This window comes from Winogradskyella ouciana, assembly GCF_965284585.1.
GTDB lineage: Bacteria > Bacteroidota > Bacteroidia > Flavobacteriales > Flavobacteriaceae > Winogradskyella > Winogradskyella ouciana.
On the sequence record NZ_OZ260095.1, the window covers coordinates 2,858,868 to 2,877,975 of the forward strand.

At 34.6% G+C, this 19,108-nt stretch carries 20 protein-coding genes; 13 read left to right on the forward strand and 7 right to left on the reverse strand.

Annotated elements, in window-relative coordinates; all coding sequences use genetic code 11:
• Positions 1 to 28: 28 nt before the first annotated feature.
• Genes hpf through ACQ65V_RS12740 form a run of 4 tightly spaced genes read left to right on the forward strand, consistent with a single transcriptional unit; the run spans position 29 to position 2,174 of the window.
• Positions 29 to 331 (forward strand): ribosome hibernation-promoting factor, HPF/YfiA family, encoded by a 303-nt coding sequence (gene hpf / locus ACQ65V_RS12725; protein WP_155087534.1) that lies wholly within the window; start codon positions 29 to 31, stop codon positions 329 to 331.
• 3 nt (positions 332 to 334) lie between these two features.
• Positions 335 to 781: a hypothetical protein gene (locus ACQ65V_RS12730; RefSeq protein ID WP_155087535.1), complete on the forward strand. Its 447-nt coding sequence runs from the start codon at positions 335 to 337 to the stop codon at positions 779 to 781.
• A 23-nt stretch (positions 782 to 804) separates the two neighbouring features.
• Positions 805 to 1,614, forward strand: coding sequence for a DUF1853 family protein (locus ACQ65V_RS12735; protein WP_430468187.1), 810 nt, complete (start codon positions 805 to 807; stop codon positions 1,612 to 1,614).
• A complete protein-coding gene (locus ACQ65V_RS12740; protein ID WP_430468188.1) occupies positions 1,614 to 2,174 on the forward strand; it encodes a pseudouridine synthase in 561 nt (186 codons plus the stop codon). The genes ACQ65V_RS12735 and ACQ65V_RS12740 overlap by 1 nt, the downstream gene beginning before the upstream one ends.
• On the opposite strand, the gene ACQ65V_RS12745 is transcribed toward ACQ65V_RS12740, so the two are convergent.
• Positions 2,164 to 2,871: a hypothetical protein gene (locus ACQ65V_RS12745; RefSeq protein ID WP_430468189.1), complete on the reverse strand. Its 708-nt coding sequence runs from the start codon at positions 2,869 to 2,871 to the stop codon at positions 2,164 to 2,166. The genes ACQ65V_RS12740 and ACQ65V_RS12745 overlap by 11 nt on opposite strands.
• A gap of 149 nt (positions 2,872 to 3,020) precedes the next feature.
• Positions 3,021 to 4,529, reverse strand: a complete 1,509-nt coding sequence (locus tag ACQ65V_RS12750; protein ID WP_155087699.1) for a DEAD/DEAH box helicase — start codon at positions 4,527 to 4,529, stop codon at positions 3,021 to 3,023.
• A 139-nt stretch (positions 4,530 to 4,668) separates the two neighbouring features.
• Here ACQ65V_RS12750 and ACQ65V_RS12755 point away from each other — a divergent pair, with 139 nt between their 5' ends.
• Complete coding sequence (locus ACQ65V_RS12755) at positions 4,669 to 5,235, forward strand: ExbD/TolR family protein (RefSeq protein WP_430468190.1); 567 nt, start codon at positions 4,669 to 4,671, stop codon at positions 5,233 to 5,235.
• Here ACQ65V_RS12755 and ACQ65V_RS12760 read toward each other — a convergent pair.
• Complete coding sequence (locus tag ACQ65V_RS12760; RefSeq protein WP_155087540.1) at positions 5,232 to 5,642, reverse strand: 3D domain-containing protein; 411 nt, start codon at positions 5,640 to 5,642, stop codon at positions 5,232 to 5,234. The genes ACQ65V_RS12755 and ACQ65V_RS12760 overlap by 4 nt on opposite strands.
• Before the next feature lie 448 nt (positions 5,643 to 6,090).
• Between ACQ65V_RS12760 and ACQ65V_RS12765 the strand changes: the two genes are divergently transcribed.
• Positions 6,091 to 7,389 (forward strand): dipeptidase, encoded by a 1,299-nt coding sequence (locus ACQ65V_RS12765; protein ID WP_430468191.1) that lies wholly within the window; start codon positions 6,091 to 6,093, stop codon positions 7,387 to 7,389.
• A 66-nt stretch (positions 7,390 to 7,455) separates the two neighbouring features.
• Here ACQ65V_RS12765 and ACQ65V_RS12770 read toward each other — a convergent pair whose 3' ends face one another.
• Together ACQ65V_RS12770 and ACQ65V_RS12775 are read right to left on the reverse strand one after the other, a co-directional pair.
• Positions 7,456 to 7,935: an Hsp20/alpha crystallin family protein gene (locus ACQ65V_RS12770; protein ID WP_430468192.1), complete on the reverse strand. Its 480-nt coding sequence runs from the start codon at positions 7,933 to 7,935 to the stop codon at positions 7,456 to 7,458.
• Positions 7,936 to 8,076: 141 nt separating this feature from the next.
• On the reverse strand, positions 8,077 to 10,077 hold the full coding sequence (locus tag ACQ65V_RS12775) for an alpha-ketoacid dehydrogenase subunit alpha/beta (RefSeq protein ID WP_430468193.1): 2,001 nt from the start codon (positions 10,075 to 10,077) through the stop codon (positions 8,077 to 8,079).
• 147 nt (positions 10,078 to 10,224) lie between these two features.
• Here ACQ65V_RS12775 and ACQ65V_RS12780 point away from each other — a divergent pair, with 147 nt between their 5' ends.
• From ACQ65V_RS12780 to ACQ65V_RS12805, 6 genes are all read left to right on the forward strand, one after another.
• A complete protein-coding gene (locus ACQ65V_RS12780; RefSeq protein ID WP_155087544.1) occupies positions 10,225 to 11,175 on the forward strand; it encodes an isopenicillin N synthase family dioxygenase in 951 nt (316 codons plus the stop codon).
• Positions 11,176 to 11,258: 83 nt separating this feature from the next.
• On the forward strand, positions 11,259 to 11,585 hold the full coding sequence (locus tag ACQ65V_RS12785; RefSeq protein WP_430468194.1) for a translation initiation factor: 327 nt from the start codon (positions 11,259 to 11,261) through the stop codon (positions 11,583 to 11,585).
• Positions 11,586 to 11,588: 3 nt separating this feature from the next.
• Positions 11,589 to 12,530: a DUF1835 domain-containing protein gene (locus ACQ65V_RS12790; protein ID WP_430468195.1), complete on the forward strand. Its 942-nt coding sequence runs from the start codon at positions 11,589 to 11,591 to the stop codon at positions 12,528 to 12,530.
• A complete protein-coding gene (locus ACQ65V_RS12795) occupies positions 12,520 to 13,392 on the forward strand; it encodes a nucleoside phosphorylase (RefSeq protein WP_430468196.1) in 873 nt (290 codons plus the stop codon). Before ACQ65V_RS12790 ends, ACQ65V_RS12795 begins: the two co-directional genes overlap by 11 nt.
• Positions 13,393 to 13,426: 34 nt before the next feature.
• Entirely contained in the window at positions 13,427 to 13,948 is a 522-nt protein-coding gene (locus tag ACQ65V_RS12800; RefSeq protein ID WP_430468197.1) for a hypothetical protein, read from the forward strand.
• A gap of 86 nt (positions 13,949 to 14,034) precedes the next feature.
• Entirely contained in the window at positions 14,035 to 14,889 is an 855-nt protein-coding gene (locus tag ACQ65V_RS12805; protein WP_430468198.1) for a substrate-binding domain-containing protein, read from the forward strand.
• Positions 14,890 to 15,262: 373 nt separating this feature from the next.
• On the opposite strand, the gene ACQ65V_RS12810 is transcribed toward ACQ65V_RS12805, so the two are convergent.
• Positions 15,263 to 15,937 (reverse strand): uracil-DNA glycosylase, encoded by a 675-nt coding sequence (locus ACQ65V_RS12810; RefSeq protein WP_430468199.1) that lies wholly within the window; start codon positions 15,935 to 15,937, stop codon positions 15,263 to 15,265.
• A gap of 108 nt (positions 15,938 to 16,045) precedes the next feature.
• Here ACQ65V_RS12810 and ACQ65V_RS12815 point away from each other — a divergent pair, with 108 nt between their 5' ends.
• A complete protein-coding gene (locus ACQ65V_RS12815; protein WP_430468200.1) occupies positions 16,046 to 18,211 on the forward strand; it encodes an endonuclease MutS2 in 2,166 nt (721 codons plus the stop codon).
• Between the two features lie 52 nt (positions 18,212 to 18,263).
• Here ACQ65V_RS12815 and ACQ65V_RS12820 read toward each other — a convergent pair whose 3' ends face one another.
• The gene (locus ACQ65V_RS12820) at positions 18,264 to 18,797 is read right to left on the reverse strand and encodes a hypothetical protein (protein WP_430468201.1); all 534 of its coding nucleotides are present in this window, start codon (positions 18,795 to 18,797) and stop codon (positions 18,264 to 18,266) included.
• Positions 18,798 to 19,108: the final 311 nt, after the last annotated feature.

A 19,108-nucleotide genomic window follows, 5' to 3' on the forward strand; every position in this document is an offset into this window, starting at 1 on the left:
AATTTGAGTAAACCTCAAAAAAGATAAGATGGAAATTATATATGAATATCATGATGTAGAGTCTAGTGATAGATTAGAAGCATTTACAAAGGAAAAATTGGACGTCATTAAAGAACGTTATGATTTTGTCATTAGAGCAGATGTGTTTTTTAGAACAGAGAACACAAGCAGTGATGAAACCGGAAAAAAATGCAGTATAAGGCTAAGCGCACCAGGTCCTCGCCTATTCGCAGAATCATCTCATGACAATTTTACTGATGCCATATCAGAAACTGTGGATGAACTCATTAGACAATTGAAAAAGAGAAAAGAAAAAATGAAAACCTATTAAATTATGGGAGTGATAAGTAGAGATAAAAATCAAATTAATTGCATTTATGCTAGTGTATCTGACTTTGGTAAACAAATACCAGGTTATCTAAAGTCTAGCGATAAAGACATACTTCTTAAGGATATTTCTAAAACAATGCCAAGCACTACACAATGGCACGAATTGATAGAGAATGCCAGTATTGATGCAAAAGATATTGTAGATTTTTCGCAAGTTGAAAATATATCAGAACAGTCGGATCTAGATCAATCTGGCTACGTTAATGTTATAGAAAACAATCCAAAAGCACTTAGCGGTGCCTTTATAGTTAATGGAGACAAAACCAGTTACATGAAAACCGTAACAGAAGTCCTAAAATATTTTGATGTAGATAGTGCAGGATTGGAAAAAACCTTCCATACAGAAGATCCTACAATTAGTAAAACAACAGATGACGATAAATTCGTTTGATTTAATATTATATTTAGCGCATAATGAAACAAGAAGCATTATTGCGTTATCAAGGATTTAGCAAGACTCCTCTCCTATGGAAAGAGTCTTTTCCTTTTCCATTTAAGCAACTTGACTTTAACTTAGAGCACACCACTCTTGGTAAATCTCTATTTAAGGAAAATATACGTTTAGGTAAACTGGTAGAGGAATTTACTTTTGCCCAGTTAAAACAGCATCCTAATGTCAATTGGATTGCCGAGAACATTCAAATACAAAATGGTAAGGCAACTGTTGGAGAAATAGACGCCTTGTTTCATTTTAACAACCAACCCATACATTTAGAAATTGCCTATAAATTTTATCTGTATGATACATTGAGTGATTATGATAAAACGCTCTCCTATTGGATTGGTCCAAACCGAAAAGATTCACTAGTTTATAAATTGAACAAGCTAAAGAATAAACAATTTCCATTGCTCCATAATCCAAATACAAAAGCTTATATAGAGGATTATGGGCTTAATGTTGATGAGCTCACCCAACTTATATATTTTAAAGCACAGCTCTTTTTACCATACAATAAAAGAAGCATTCCTATAAAACCACTGAATACTAATTGCGTTAATGGATATTATTTTCCATACAACACATTAAGAAGTTTTTCAAGATTAACATTTTATATTCCTGAAAAGTTGGATTGGTTAGTTGTTCCTCATAAAGATGTGGATTGGTTGAATTACGAACAAGCTCAAATAGAAATTGAAAAACACATCAACCAAAAGCGTTCTCCGATGGTTTGGATACGACATAACAAAGATGAAATCCATAAATGTTTTATAACTTGGTGGTAGTGAAACATAGTTACTTCAAAATATATAAACCTTATGGCTATTTAAGCCAATTTGTAAACAATCAGAACAAAAGAAGAAATAAAAAGCTACTGAACGAACTGCATGAGTTTCCCGAAGGTATTATGGCTGTTGGCAGATTAGACGAAAAATCGGAAGGCTTATTGCTGCTTACCACAGATGGTAAATTCAGCAACCATATCACAAGCTCTAAAATTGAAAAAGAATACCATGTTCTGGTTGATGGTGTCATCACTCAAAACATAATAGAAGAGTTGACAAAAGGTGTAGAAATTTCAGTGAATGGGAAACCGTATCTCACAAAAAATTGCAAAGCCAAATTATTGAATGACACCTCACATATCGTTGAGCGTTTTGTTAGAGACAGTAAACATGGACCTACATCTTGGTTGAGTATTACGTTGACAGAAGGAAAGTTTAGACAAATAAGGAAAATGACTGCAAAACTGGGATACCCTACGCTACGTTTAGTACGAGTACGTATAGGTGATTATAAATTAGAGACTATGAAACCAGCCGAAGTTATAGACATTAGTTGTTAGAAGCTTGGTCTCCACTACTCTTGTCCTCTTCAGAAGTTTTTTCTTCAATAGTTACCTTTTCGTTGTGAAAAACAATAATGGCCTTAACGCCTGTGAGTAAGTTCCATTCTTTGGAAGAAATGACTTTTCCTTTATCATCATAAACAATAAATTCAGCAGTGTTAGGACCGGATTCTCCTTGGTTTAAAGCTTCAATTTCAATGGTGTTTTTACCTTCAGACAAATTAACCTCTACGCGTCTGTAGTCACTTCTCAATAATAAATTATTTTGAACAATGTAGCCATTAATATATATTCTTACACGGTCACCATCAGGATATTCGTGATCTCTACAAACAATATTCACAAATTTGGTATCTACACGATGCTCACCAAGAAACTGATCAGACATAGTTTTTATGACGCCACCCTTTTCTAAGTCCTTACTCCAGCGCTTTTCAAAAATCTCACCTGGATCCTTAAGCCCATCTTGTTCGGTCATTGAAAAAGGCTTTTCAGACTCCTTAAAAATGAATTTCTTTTTTTCTTCAGACTTACTGCTAGACGTGTCTTCTTCCTTGTCGAGTTTTGGAGCAACCTTTATCTTAACTGGTATAGAATCTTTCTTTATCTTAGAAGGTTCAGCCGGAATACGAATAGATTTGTTTTCCTTATCCTTAACTTCTTTTGCCTTTTCCTTTTCTTGAGAAAAAGACATACTGCCGCATAATATGCAGAAAAAGAGTAATATGAGTTTAATTGGTTTCACTTGTATATTAGACGAGTTTATGTTTGTAAACTTGTGGTACAAAAACCATACCTACTTCAAAATAAACGTATAAAACTGTAATTCCTTACAAAAAAACGTTAAAACTTACCGTTGAAACTTATACGGAGTTTACGGTTATACTCCTCAAACAACCAATCTTTATAATTCTGAGTACTGTTCATTATACAGTAACAGTATTGCTTTATACGGTATGCTATTTCATCCTGAAGATGTTTGGTTAAATCCCTAGCATCAAAGACATCTTCACTGTTCTCAATACATATTTTTGAGTGCTGCTCAATAGAGCGTTCTATAACCGTAAAGGACTTTTTACCAGAACCTATGACCTCTTTATATTCAGCTTTTACATCAAAATCCAGGGATTCTGAGTTTTTAAACTTCTCTTTTAGACTGTCTGGCATTACGTAAACAAAATCACGCTCTAAGTCTTCATCATCAACAATATTCTCTAAATATAAATCAGGATATTTAAAAATATGTTTCCAATCCACGGGTTGGCTCCAAGGTCCAAAACGAGCTATGTTATTTCCTAAATCTATAACCTGAAACGTCGTTCTATCCTTATAAATTCTACTTCCACGACCAATCATCTGAAAATACAAGGTCAATGAACGTGTCGCTCTATTTAGGATAATGGACTCAACAGAAGGCTCATCAAAACCTGTGGTTAAAATACTAACGGAAGTCAACACAGCATCAGGTGTATGCTTAAACCATTTTAAAATATCTTTTCGCTCTTGCTTACCAGCTGTGTTATCTAAATGGCGAACATTATATCCCGCTTTTTTAAACGTGTAGTAAACTTCCTTAGAAGTGTAAATACCATTGTTAAAAATTAAGGTTTTCTTTCCTTTGGCCAATTCCTCATAAGCCGCAAGTAGTTTGGTCTGCATTAAACTATTGGTGTATAATGCCTCCGAAGATTTTACGGTATAATCACCATTAATGCCAATCTTTAATGTGGTTAAGCCCACATCGTAATGATAAACATCTGCATTCGCCAAAAACCCGTTTTTTATTAATGTAGAAATATCGTCACCAACAATTAGCTTATCGTAATTGTCTTTCATTGGTAACTTTATATTACTACTCAGAGGTGTAGCTGTAACTCCAAGAATAAAACAGTTTTCAAAGAACTTAAATAGTTTTCTGAATGAATTGTAATGGGCTTCATCAATAATAACTAAACCTACATTCTTTAATTCAAAATCCTTGTCTGAAAGTCGATTGTTTAAGGTCTCGACCATGGCGACAAAGCATTGGTACTCGTCTTGGTCCGGTAAGGTCTTAACCTTGCTGTTAATCACTTTATTCTTAACCTTGAAGCCGGATAGCACATTAGAAGTTTGTTTGCACAGTTCAATTCTATGGGTAAGGATAACCACCTTCTTTTTATGCGTCTCTATATAACGTCTAACGATTTCAGAAAAAATAACCGTCTTACCACCACCAGTTGGTAATTGGTAGAGTAGATTAAAATCATCGGACTCTTCTTCCATCACATCAAAGATGCGATTGAGGTCTTTGATTTGGTAATCGTAAAGTCGCTTTTCTGTTATAGTTTCGTTTATCGTTTCTGTTGACATAAAAATATTTCCCTCCGAGGTTAATTTTGCAAAAATAGCATATTGTAAGGGTTTTTGGAATGAATTGTTAATAACCTTTAACAAGATTGGTACTGTTATTGTGCTTAAGAAAACATTAACATTTTAAATATTTTATATTATGAAATCATTTCGAAGACATTCTGCGACGGTCAACGCAGGATCCATGGCAGACATTGCCTTTTTGTTACTCATTTTCTTTTTGGTAACCACGACCATCTCAGCAGACAAGGGCATTTTAAGACAATTGCCTCCAGATGACTGCCCAACTGGTGATTGCTCGGACGTTATCCGCGAGAGAAATTTGCTTAGGATCTACCTAAACAGTAATCAGGAAATTTTTATCAATGAGAATGTTGTTGATCTTGATGAAATTCAAGAATTGGTAAAAGCATTTGTAGATAATAATGGTTTATCAAATTGTGATTATTGCGAAGGAAACAAATTAGCCGAGTCATCAGAACATCCGACTGAAGCTGTAATTTCCTTGAGTCATGATGCCTTAACAAAGTACCATTTGTTTATCTCTGTACAGGACGAAATAAGCAAAGCTTTTTACGATTTAAGAAAACGGTACATTAAGGAAACGTTTAATAAAACACCTGAGAAGATTACCGATGCCGAATTTAAAATGGTGAAAAAAGCCTATCCGTTTATTGTTTCTGAAGTGATGTTAAAACGCGATTAATGGATTGAATCTTGTATGGGAATGCAATATTCTATGTTTACCTTTCTTTTGCCCCAATTTCTTGCTTTTTTTACATCCACTCCCATATAAATATCGATGCGTTTTCGCCAACGTCTGTTCATTTTATCTTTTACAAGAAACAAACTATCGAAGCCTTCAATTTTTACAACGGTGTTATGCACCAGACCAGAATCCAATAAATCTCTAGACACAGCAATATATCTAAGACCTGGCTTAAGGCTGTCACCAAACGCGGTAATATTAGGATTGGAATTGGTTTGGTATGCCAAGGAATTATAGGCTGTTGCAGTAACTTCAAACGAATTAAAAACGCACTTCTCCTCTACTTCGTTTTTACAACAAACTAAAAACACAATTAATAGTAAAGGGTACAATCGCTTTCCCATTCAATAAATATACGCTTTATAGTTAAAATTTGTTAAATCATTACCTTGTTATACAAAGTACTGTAACATTTTAATTTATTGGTCGTCTATTAAGTAGAAATCAATTAAATTAAAATCAATTAAAAAACGAGAAATCATGAGAACTTTAAACAGCAATCAATTATCAAGTACATCAACGGAAACTAAAAGTTTCAATTGGAACAGTAAAAGACGTTATAGATAATAACGTAATTCATCAATCAGCGCTGAACTTGTTTCAGCATCTAAATCAAATCAATTATGAGAAGTTTATCTAAAATTGTCAATACATCTAACAGTTTAGATGATGACTTAGAAACTATTAAATTATGAATTGGATTAATCGCCCAATTGAGTTTAAATAAGAAACCAATACAGTAAATGTATTGGTTTCTTTGTTTTTGGCTATTTTTATTGAAAACTAACTCATATGAAAACCAAACTACTCCCTTTTATTTTTATACTATCAATTTGCTTTACCAACTGCAAGTCTGAAGTCTCAGAAAAAGAACAACTCATTGCTAATGCTAAAGAGATACATGAACGTGTGATAGCACTAGATACACACTGCGATATCAACGTAAAAAACTTCACGGACTCTTTAAACTATTCCCAACGATTAGATAATCAGGTAAATCTCCCAAAGATGAAAGAAGGTGGATTGGATGTCGCTTGGTTTATTGTTTATACTGGTCAAGATTCTCTTACCAAAGCTGGTTTTGAAAAAGCTTATAATAACGCCATGTCTAAATTTAATGCGATTCACAAACTCGTTGATGAGATTGCGCCCAATGAAATTGAATTGGCCTTGACTTCTGATGAGGTTAGGCGTATTAATGCCAAAGGTAAAAAAGTAGCCATGATTGGTATTGAAAACGGCTACCCTGTTGGTTTAGACATTAATAACGTTGAAAAATTCTACAATCTTGGTGCACGTTATATGTCCTTGTCACATAATGGTCATAGCCAACTTTGTGACAGCAACACTGGTGAAAAGGATGATGAATGGTTGCACAACGGGCTAAGCGATATGGGAAAAAGAGTCGTGGCAGAAATGAATCGTTTGGGTATGATGATAGATGTATCGCATCCTTCAAAAGAGGCGATGCGACAAATGGTGGAATTAAGTAAAGCTCCAATAATTGCCTCCCACTCTTCCGCGAGAGCATTGTGCAATCACAGCAGAAACTTGGATGATGAGCAATTGGGCTGGTTAAAAGAAAATGGTGGAGTTGTACAAACAGTAGCTTTTAAATCTTACCTCAATACCGAAAAGTATGAAACGCGTAATGAAGCCTTAAAAGCAGTTGAAGCAAAAGTGATGGATTCTTTAGGCACACCAATGATAGAACGTAGCGAAGCAAGAAAATTACCTGAAGCTGAGCGAGAGGCTTATTATAACAATTATGTAAGCATGAGAAGTATTGTAAGAGAGAAAGCTAAATCCATGCCTAACCTCCCTCCTGCAGTTGATGTCGGAGATTTTGTAGATCATATTGATTATTTAGTAGAGAAAATTGGGATTGACCATGTAGGTATCAGTAGTGATTTTGATGGTGGTGGCGGCATTGAAGGTTGGAGCGATGCTTCAGAAACCTTTAATGTAACTTTAGAACTGGTAAAACGTGGTTATACAGAAGACCAAATAGAACAATTGTGGAGTGGTAATCTATTGCGAGTTTTGGATAAGTGTGAGGCTGTGGCTAAAAAAATTCAAGCAAAGGGATAATTTATTACAACTCATAAAAAAAAGCCAGCAGTAGCTGGCTTTTTTTATTAACAGTAATCTCAAAAATTAAGAAATCTTTATTTGTTTTAAAGGTTTCTTTTTGGCTTCTTCTCGTTTTGGTAACATTACCTTTAAAATACCTTCTTCGTATTTGGCTTCAATCTTATCTGTTTCAACAGTTTCTGGCAATGAGAATGTACGCTTAAATGATGAGTAACCAAACTCACGTCTCGTGTAGTTTTCATCGGTATCTTCATTTTCCGTATTTGACTCAGCAGAAATGGATAACAATTGATTGTCTATATTGACATCAAAATCAGACTTTTTTAAGCCTGGCACGGCCATTTCCACTATATATTCCTCATCTTTATCTAGCACATTAACCGCTGGTAATGTAATACCAGTATTAAAATTTGAAACAAACTCGTTCCCAAAACTCTTGTTGAAAATATCATCCATCCAAGATGATAAGCTCGGTAGGGATCTAAAACCTAAACTTGTATTTGAGTCACTACCATTGTTAGAAGTTTTAACTAAATTACTCATAAGTTTTAAAATTTAAATTAAACATTTATTTCGCTTATTTAAATGCAAAATAAATGCCAATCAAAAATGACTGAAAAAATTTCATAAAAACTGACATTTTTTCAGTTAACTTACTTGTAAACAGATGAATAAGTGATGGTTTTAATAACTCAACAACTCTCTCAAAACGCTCTCAAACTTTCCTTTGGCTAAGTACTGATCTTCCAACTGCCCAATAAAAGGAATCGGTGTTTCCATACTCGCTACTCGTTTTACAGGAGCATCCAGGTGTTCAAAGCATTCTTCCATAAGCATGGCAGAAATATCACTGGCAATACCGCCAAATAAGGAGTCTTCTTGCAGTATAATGGCTTTGCCTGTCTTTTTTACGGAATTTATTATAGCGTCCTTATCTAAAGGTTGCAGTGTTCTTAAATCGATTAAATCTGCAGAGATATCAGAATTATTTTCTAAAACTTCTAAAGCCCAATGTACACCAGCACCATAAGTTATAATAGAAACGGATTCTCCTTCCGTTAATAATGCTGCTTGTCCAAATGGCAAAGTGAAGTAATCCGTTGGTACATCTTGCCTTATACTTCTGTATAAAGCCTTGTGCTCAAAGAATAACACAGGATTTGGATCATTTATAGCCGTAGCCAATAATCCTTTGGCGTCATAAGGAAACGCTGGATACACCACTTTTAAACCTGGTGTTTTGGTAAACCAAGCTTCGTTGGTTTGTGAATGGAATGGTCCTGCAGCTACTCCTGCTCCACATGGCATTCGTACAACAACATCCGCATTTTGTTCCCATCTATAATGTGATTTTGCCAAATAATTCACAATTGGGTTAAATCCAGAGGTTACAAAATCCGAAAATTGCATTTCAACAACTGATTTTATTCCAGCAATGGATAATCCCATACCGACTTCTACAATGGCAGATTCGCAAATGGGAGTATTGCGAACACGGTCTTTTCCAAATTGCTCTACAAAGCCTTCAGTAATCTTAAAAACACCACCATATTCGGCAATGTCCTGTCCCATAATGACCAAGTCATTATACTTTTCCATGGACTGTCTCAACCCTTCTGAAATGGCATCAATTAAACGTAATTCCTTTACATTTGAATTAGATTTAATATCTTGATATTCAAATTGTTTATATACGTCATTTAATTCAATGGTTTCATTCGGAATAATGTTCTCTTCAGCATAAGCAGAGTCTAAGGCAGCATCTATTTCTACTTTAATTTCTGAAGTATATTGGTCTTCGATCTCAGCAGACAAAATCTTTTTACTGAATAGATAGCTTCTGAAATTTTCAATAGGATCTTTAGCTTCCCATTCGCTCATCAATTCTTGCGGCACATACTTTGTACCACTAGCCTCTTCATGTCCACGACGCCTAAAAGTTTTGAATTCAATTAAGATTGGCCTAGGTCGTTTTCTTATGCTTTCAGCTAGTTTTTTAACCTTAGAATAAGTTTCGATGATATTATTGCCATCTAGAATGAAAGATTCCATCCCATAAGCCTTACCTCTATCGGCTAAATGCTTACAGTGGTATTGTTCGTTTGTTGGTGTAGAAAGTCCATAACCATTGTTCTCAATGCAGAAAATGACTGGTAATTGCCAGACTGATGCTACGTTCAACGCTTCATGAAAATCCCCTTCACTTGTACCACCTTCACCAGTAAATACAGCTGTTACTTGTCCATTTTTCTTTAAAAGATTTGCTAAAGCTATGCCATCTGCAACACCAAGTTGTGGGCCTAAATGTGAAATCATTCCAACGATATTATAGTCTTGTGTCCCAAAATGGAACGATCGATCCCTTCCCTTGGTAAAGCCACTCGCTTTGCCTTGCCACTGGCAAAACAAACGATGCAACGGAATCTCACGTGTTGTAAAAACACCAAGATTTCTGTGCATCGGTAAAATGTACTCGCTGGGTTTTAAAGCCATGGTTACACCTACAGAAATCGCCTCTTGCCCAATACCCGAAAACCATTTAGAAATTTTCCCCTGACGCAATAGGATCAACATTTTTTCCTCTATTAATCGAGGTTTAAGCATATTGTAATAAAGCTTCAAGAGTGCTTTATCGCTCAAATTACGTTTATCGTAGTCTATATTGCTTTTGGTTATTGTGGGCATAATTGTTAGTTCAAGTATTGCATCAAATGTAAATAAAATGCGTCAAAATTGCTGTATTAGTATTTAATTTCTGAATATTTCATTTCTGATTTTTTGGTACTATTTTCCTTACCTTTGTATATTGACGAAAATTAAAACCACATAGCAATGGATAGAATACCTAGCGTAGATTTAAAAGACTTCTTGTCTGAAGACCCAAATAGAAAACAAAAATTTATTGATGAAATTGGCAAAGCCTATCAAGATATTGGCTTTGTAGCATTAAAAGGTCATTTTTTGGATGACGAATTGGTGGATAGATTATATGGAGAAGTTAAGAACTTTTTCGACTTACCATTAGAGGTAAAAGAAAGCTATGAAATACCAGGCATTGGTGGTCAACGTGGCTATGTGTCGTTCGGTAAAGAAAGTGCTAAGGGTAAAAAGGAAGGTGACTTAAAGGAATTCTGGCATTTTGGACAATATGTAGAAGATGACGAAGAACGCAGAAAAGAATATCCGGAAAATGTTGAAGTAAAAGAACTTCCAGAATTTAATAAAGTAGGTAAGGAAGCTTACCAGATGCTTGAGAAAACTGCAAAATATGTGTTGCGTGCATTGGCCCTACATTTAGATTTAGAGGAAACTTATTTTGATAACTATATCCATAACGGCAACTCTATCCTAAGACCAATTCATTATCCGCCAATTACACAAGAACCTAAAAATGCGGTAAGAGCTGCTGCGCACGGAGACATTAATTTAATTACCCTTTTAATGGGTGCCCAAGGACGCGGACTGCAAGTACAACGTCATGATGGTGAATGGTTAGATGCTATCGCAGAGCCGGATGAATTAATGATCAATGTTGGAGATATGCTATCTAGGCACACTAACAATAAGTTAAAATCTACAATACACAGAGTGGTTAACCCACCAAGAGAACTTTGGGGAACTTCGAGATACTCCATTCCTTTCTTTATGCATCCAATAAGTGAAATGAAATTGGATGTTTTAGATAGTTGCATCGATGAAGACAATCCTAAACAATTTGAAGATATCACGGCTGGCGAATTCTTAAATCAACGTTTGGTTGAGCTTGGACTGATAAAGAAGTAAGCAGTATATAGTGTAAAGTAAAATAGTCCATAGGATTTTTTTGACTTTACACTTTACACTTAGTAACTCGACACTATAACAGAATGGATCTACAAGACCAGTTAAAGAATTTATTTCCAGACCATGTACCGGACCCCTCAACAGAAGAAGATGCTAAGAGTGATATTTGGTTACAAGATGAGCCTATTATCTGCAAATATGAAAAGCGAAAAGGTAAACCAATCACTATATTAGAAGGATACACTGGTGCTACAGACGATTTTAAAAAACTTGCAAAAGAATTAAAGACCAATCTTAGTGTTGGTGGTAGTTTTAAGGATGATAAGATTATTATTCAGGGTGATTATCGAGATAAAATCATGGATATTCTAAAAGATAAAGGGTTTAAGGTTAAACGTGTTGGTGGTTGATATATGTCTAAAAAAGTACTTCATATCACCAATGGCAATACGCTCACAGACTATTTAAGGGAATTAGATTTTACCGATGATATTTTAACGTGGCAAGAAATGTTATGTGAAGGACCTACGATTCCCGCTATCGATTCGGAAGAATTTTTTGACTTAAGATCAAAATTCCTAAAAGAGTTCTATGATATTGAAGTAGATACAAACGAGCTTAAAAAAGAGTTGTCTAAACTAGATAATGTTGATGACTACTCAGAAATTAATCTATGGTTTGAATATGATTTATTTTGCCATATTAATATGATTGGAGTCATTAACCTTCTGCATCAAAAAGAAATAAATAAACCGCTCTACCTTGTTTGTAGCGGACGTGTGGATGGCGAAAAAAACCTAAAAGGTCTAAGCGAGTTAGATGCAGATCAGATAAAAGAACATTACGATAACAAGGTATTGCTCACCCAAGAAGATATTGATTTGGCTAAAGCCCTCTGGAGAACCTATTGCGGCACAGATCATAATATTTTAAAGCCCTATATAGTTACCAACTCTAACTTTAAGTACATGACCAATTGCTTAAAGGCGCATTTAAAACGTTTTCCACACCAAAAAAGTGGACTCAGTGTATTAGAAGACAATATTCTTAGACTTGTAAGGGATAATGATATAAAATCCAGACACCATTTATTGGGCTACAGTTTAAATTACCAAGGCTACTATGGGTTTGGTGATTTACAACACAAAAGAATGATTGATAAGCTTTCTATATTTTTTGACGAAACAGAAACCAGTATTAAACTCAATCGAAAAGGTCATGAAGCTTTACTGAGGCGTTATAATTTTGCTTCAGAAATGAATAACAACATGACCTACGGAGGTGTAAAGCGATTAGAATTTCAATTCAATGTAGATCAAAATAAGCTAGTTAAAACCATATTGCATGCCAATTAAAGACTCAGAATTAATTTTAAATCCAGATGGCAGTGTCTATCATTTAAATCTTAAACCAGAAGATATTTCTGATACCATCATTTTTGTCGGTGACCAAGATCGTGTAGAGAAGATTACCAAGCACTTTGACAGTATTGAGTTCAGCACCCAAAAGCGCGAATTCAAAACACAAACGGGATATTATAAAGATCGTAGGATTACCGTTATTTCTACTGGTATTGGGCCAGACAACATCGATATAGTTTTAAATGAACTCGATGCTCTGGTTAATATTGATTTAAATTCACGCCAACCAAAGACTGAACTCTCTAGCCTAAATATTATTAGAATTGGCACCTCTGGTTCCTTGCAAGCAGATATTCCAGTGGATGCCTTTTTAATTAGTACACATGCTTTGGATGTTAATGGCATGTTGCATTTTTACCAAATTGATGGCATTAGCAATCCTGAAATTGAAGATGCTTTTATTGCACATACAGGATGGGATAAAAACAAAGCCAGACCAATCATCATCAACAACAGCAAATATCTCGAAAAATACTTTGCAAGCGATATTGTTTTTAAAGGCATGACAGGTACTGCAGGTGGTTTTTATGGACCACAAGGACGTGTACTGCGATTACCATTGCACGATCCTGATTTAAACTCAAAACTCGATAATTTCAGTTATAGGGATTTTAGAATCACAAATTTTGAAATGGAAACCTCTGTAATCTATGGGCTTTCAAAATTATTGGGTCACGAAGCCTTATCGCTTAATGCCATAATTGCCAATAGAGCCACAGGAGATTTTAGTAAAGACCCAAAGAAGACGGTTGAAAAGCTGATTTTATATGCTTTGGAGAGGATTGTTAATATTTGATGGTTAGGAAATCGATAAAGTAAACGGAAAAGAAATGACCCATCAAAGTTTAACATCACTAGTTATAAGAATTGCAGGAATTTATTTATTCACTAAGATTTTTGACCATTTTGGTTCTTACTTTTTTTCAATTTATGGAGCCGCAACAATGGCACGATTTGATGAGTTATTGGCTGAACCGATAGACAAATTCTACTTTACCGGAACCTTTTTGACTATAGCAAATATTATTGTTTCAATATTTCTATTCGTAAAAGCAGAATGGATTTCTAAAAAACTAGTAAAATCAGAAAATGAAATTGCTGTAGATTTGAATCCTAAATCATTAGCTAAAGTTATTTTATTGACCGTTGGAATTATTTGGCTAGCTAAATTAATGTATCTATTTCCTGACTTTATTGATTACATTGGTAAATTATTTTCGAGGCTAAATGGAAATGAAGACGTTGAGCTAACTGATTTTGCAATGCCAAATTATATTCTTAAAACTATTTTGACATTAATTATAATTTTCCGAATTGAAAACATATCAAATTGGATTATGAAAAAAATATAAAAGCTTTGAGTAAATTATTAAACCATAATTATACCAAAGTAATTAGTATATAACATAAAAGACTCCTACCCTAGTAGGAAGTAAACATGAAAAAAGTAAATATAGGAGGCGTACCAGAGCATTTTAATTTAGCATGGTACCTCACTTTAAAAAACGGCGAATACAAAACCGAGGACATTAATCTAAGATGGCACGACTATTATGGTGGTACGGGCGATATGTGCAAAGGTTTACGCAATGGTGATATTGATATTGCCGTTATCCTAACGGAAGGCATCATAAAAGATATCATTGCCGGGAATCCTTCTAAAATAGTACAGACTTTTGTAGAAACTCCATTAATTTGGGGTATTCATGTGGCAGAACATTCAAAGTTCAAAACCACTGAAGACATTAGAGGCACAAAAGCTGCAATTAGCCGTTACGGGTCAGGTTCTCACTTAATGGCTTATATCAATGCCCAAAAAAATGACTGGAATTTAGACCAAGATCTTAATTTTGAAGTTATTAAAAACCTAGATGGTGCAGTAGAAGGTCTTACCAATGGAGATGCTGATTATTTTATGTGGGAAAAATTTACCACAAAACCTTTGGTAGATGATGGCATTTTTAGAAGAATTGGAGAATGTCCTTCTCCTTGGCCTTGTTTTGTCATAGCGGTAAGGGATGAATTTATTGAAAACAATGAAGACCATTTAAAGACCATTTTAGACATTATTAACCAAACTACTCTAGAGTTTAAATCCATTCCCAGTATTGACAGAACTATTGCCAATCGCTACGAGCAAGAATTAGAGGATGTACAAGAATGGTTATCGCTCACAGAATGGTCCCAAGAACTTATTGACAAAAAGACCCTAAACAATGTACAAGACCAACTTTTTAACCTAGATATCATTCCTAAAAAAGTCGGATATTCCGAGTTGATTCATAAACTCTAAACTTAAATTAAGCTAAAAAAGCAGCTAGTTTTCAACAATTTTGTAAGTTTTTTCAAAATATTTGTAAAATATTCTAAATCGCCAAAACACCAGTAAATACCGCTTAAATGTGTTAATTTCTGTTAAAGGTTTTAAAGTCAAATCTTACAGTTTTTGTTCATAACTTTCAGTATTTCAAATTTTTAGTTACATTTGTTTTAACCAAATCGAAGCTATTAACAATATAATGAGCCTAATATGATTCTAACCATTACGCTGATCTTATCATTTTTAGTTGCTGTTAATTTTTTATTATTGATTTTTAGTTGCAACAAGACGTCTAAACAGGTGGAGAGCAAAAAGCCACGTGTTATAAGAACTCAAAAGCCTACCACTACTCTAGTTTCCAGTCAATTACAGACTCGCCAGCTCGCTGCAACAGGGAGTTAGTTTTACTAAAATGCTTATTGCCAAACCAATAGCCTCTATTTGCACTTAATGGAGAGGGATGACCTGTTTCTAAAACTGAATGTAACGCCGTATTGATTAATTTCTTTTTCTTTTTGGCAAATCCTCCCCAAAGAAGAAAAACCACATTTTGCTTTTCTTGGCTAATAAGCTCTATAACTGCATCTGTAAATTGCTCCCAACCCTTTTTTTGATGGCTACCAGCTTGGTGTGCTCTAACCGTTAACGTAGCATTTAACAATAAGACTCCTTGGTCTGCCCAAGGTATAAGGTTACCACTTTTTGGATATGTAATGCCCAAATCTTGTTCAATTTCTTTAAAGATATTAATCAGTGAAGGAGGATGAGGGATACCATCATTAACAGAAAAACACAATCCATTGGCCTGTCCTATTCCATGGTATGGATCTTGACCAATAACGACAACCTTAACATCATCAAAAGTACAATGGTTAAATGCATTAAAAATCTCTGAGCCTTTTGGATAACATGTATGGTTGCGATATTCACTTTTCACAAATTCGACTAAATTTTTAAAGTATGGTTTTTCAAATTCTGGTTTTAAATAGGGTTTCCAACTTTGATGGATATCAACATTCATAAACAATAAAAGTTTATTCAAAAATAAGGATTACAATACTAAAATTACACGTTAGGCATATCGTTACATTTAAACTAAATTTGCATCTTTAGAAACGAAGTACAGTCCATGATACGTATTCATGAAAAGACCTTAAAGGATCTTGAGTTTTTTACGGTTTTAGAACAAATTAGTGAACATTCTATTACAGCTTTAGGAAAAGAGGCTGTCCTGGCTTTGCTACCTGTTGAAGCAGAGTCTCAGCTTATACGTGAGTTGGACTATGTGAATGAGTACTTGTCTTCTTTCGATAACGATAATCGCATTCCCAATCACGGCTTTGAGACCATATCTAAGGAACTCAAACTTCTTGGCATTGAAAACACCTACCTTGAAGTTCCTAGCTTACAGAAATTGGTAAGCATATCTCTTACCGTAAATAGCATTGTTAAGTTTCTAGAAAAATTTAAAGAATATTACCCAAAACTTCATCAATACAGTCAACATATAGAAGTAACCACAACAATCATAGAACAGGTAGATAATGTTGTTGACCGTTTTGGAGATATCAAAGACGATGCCTCTCCACAATTAGCGGCACTGCGACAAGATATTAATAAACTTAAAGGGAAAATAAACAGCAGTTTTTCTTCTGCCTTGAGCAGATATCACGGGCTTGATTACCTAGATGATATCCGTGAATCTGTAGTTGAAAATAGACGTGTTTTAGCGGTTAAAGCCATGTACCGTAGAAAAGTTAAAGGTGCCATAATGGGAGGTAGTAAAACGGGTAGCATAGTTTATATTGAACCAGAGACAACGCTGCAACATACCAGAGAACTCAATAATTTACAATATGAAGAAAAGGAGGAAGTCATTAAAATTCTCAAGGAGTTAACAGATTATATCAGACAGTTTCTTCCACTTTTAAATGATTATCAGTCCTTTTTAACTAAAGTCGATGTGATTTCTGCCAAGGCAAAATATGCAAAGCGTATTAATGCCATTTTACCAGAAATTACAAACGAGCGTAATATCCATCTGCGAGATGCCTACCATCCTCTACTCTATTTAACCAACAAAGAAAAAGGTGAAAAAACATTTCCTCAAACTATTGATTTAAGTGAGAACAATCGAATAATCGTCATCTCTGGGCCAAACGCAGGTGGAAAAAGTATCACTTTAAAAACGGTTGGACTGTTACAGGTAATGCTACAAAGTGGAATGTTGATTCCTGTTCACGAGCGCAGTAGAACTTGTTTGTTTGACAGAGTACTTAGTGATATAGGAGATAACCAATCCATAGAAAATCATTTGAGCACGTATAGTTATCGCTTAAAACAGATGAATTACTTTCTCAAAAAGGTAAACAAAAAGACGCTGTTTTTAATTGATGAGTTTGGTACTGGAAGTGATCCTGAACTTGGTGGAGCTTTGGCAGAAACCTTTTTAGAAGTATTTTACGATAGAAAAGCTTTTGGCATCATCACTACACACTACTCTAATCTAAAGCTTTTGGCAAATGAATTACCCAATATGCAAAATGCCAATATGCTGTTTAATGAAAAAAGCCTAGAGCCTATGTACAAATTGGCAACTGGCCAAGCTGGTAGCTCCTTTACGTTTGAAGTCGCTCAAAAAAACGGCATTCCTTATAGCTTAATAAATAAGTCCAAGAAAAAGATAGAGCGTGGAAAAGTACGTTTTGATGCTACTATAGCTAAGCTTCAGAAACAACGAAGTCGATTAGAAAAAACCGAGCAATCCTTAAAAGCCAACGAAAAGAAAAAACTTTCTGAAGCGGAGAAACTGGAGGAAACAAATACTAAGATCCAAAAGAAATTAGAGAGCTTTCAAGAGTTATATGACAGTAACCAACGCTTAATCTACTTAGGCCAAAAGGTTAACGACTTAGCAGAAAAATTTCAGAATAACAAGAAAAAGCGAGAGCTGATGGCTGAGTTATTCAGATTGGTTCAAATTGAAAATTCTAAACGAAAGAAACTATCCACAAAACAAAAACGTGCTGAAAAAGCAAAGGAAAAACAGATAAAACAAGAAGCTGAAAAGAAAGTTGAAGTTATTAGAAAAAAGAAAAAGGCTGCCAAGAAAAAAGAGGTTAAAGTAGAAAAACCAAAACCTATCCTAAAAGTTGGTGACCGTGTACGCATGCATGATGGCAGAGCTGTGGGAAGTATCGATTCTATTGAAAAAGGAAAAGCCAACGTTAATTATGGTATGTTTACAACTAACGTTGGCTTAGATTTATTAGAATTGGTTGAGGCTAAAAAATAATACCTACTACCAGAGTTGTTTATTTATAACCATGGTATCAACCGAAAAAACACTATAGCTTAGTGATGCTATAAGTAATAGCAACCTGTTGATCTGGATCTGAGTTGAATAAAATCTCAAACTCCTGAGTGTTTCCGATGTTATTAAGATCTATAGTTGTGCTTGCACTGCCTAAGTTATCATCTGGATTTGAATTATCTCTTTCTCTGAGTTGACCTTCCATAAAAAACATACTGCTAGACATTTTACTTCTATCAATGCTAAATGATGCAGTTCCAGTCAATTGGCTTTCACTAGGCGTAACAGATATGGCTTCTGCTTCTGCTAAAGACCATAAGGTCTGTACATTAGTATTATTACCAATAACTAATCTTGATGCTATTGTACCATAAACTTCCAAAGTATTATTTTCACTTGAATTAGCTATAGCGGCAGCTCTAATTTTCACCAATTCAACCCTAAAAGAATCTACTTGCGCTTGTCCTCCACCATTATCATCATCGGTACTACAACTGAAAATTGATAATAATGCAAATGTCATAATTGTGATTAAAAATGTCCTTGAAATAGTGTGTGTTGTTTTCATTTTTAAAGATTTTTTGTGGTTCTTAATTAATTTGTAGATATCTTAATTTGGAAAGTCTGCAGCCTTATCCAAAATAAGACCCCACAAAATGTGTTCTTGTCGACATTAGCGACAGTTCAAAGCTAGCCACGAAACGATATGAAAACTAATTTTTGATACGGACAAACAGTGGACACTATTATCAACAAAATATATGCCCTTAATCAAAACAAACAAATTCTTGATTTTTAATGCTTTGATAATCAATTATTTAATTTTTCGATTAAAATAATTTTTGTGGACATTTGGTGGACATAATGCTCTAGAAAAAA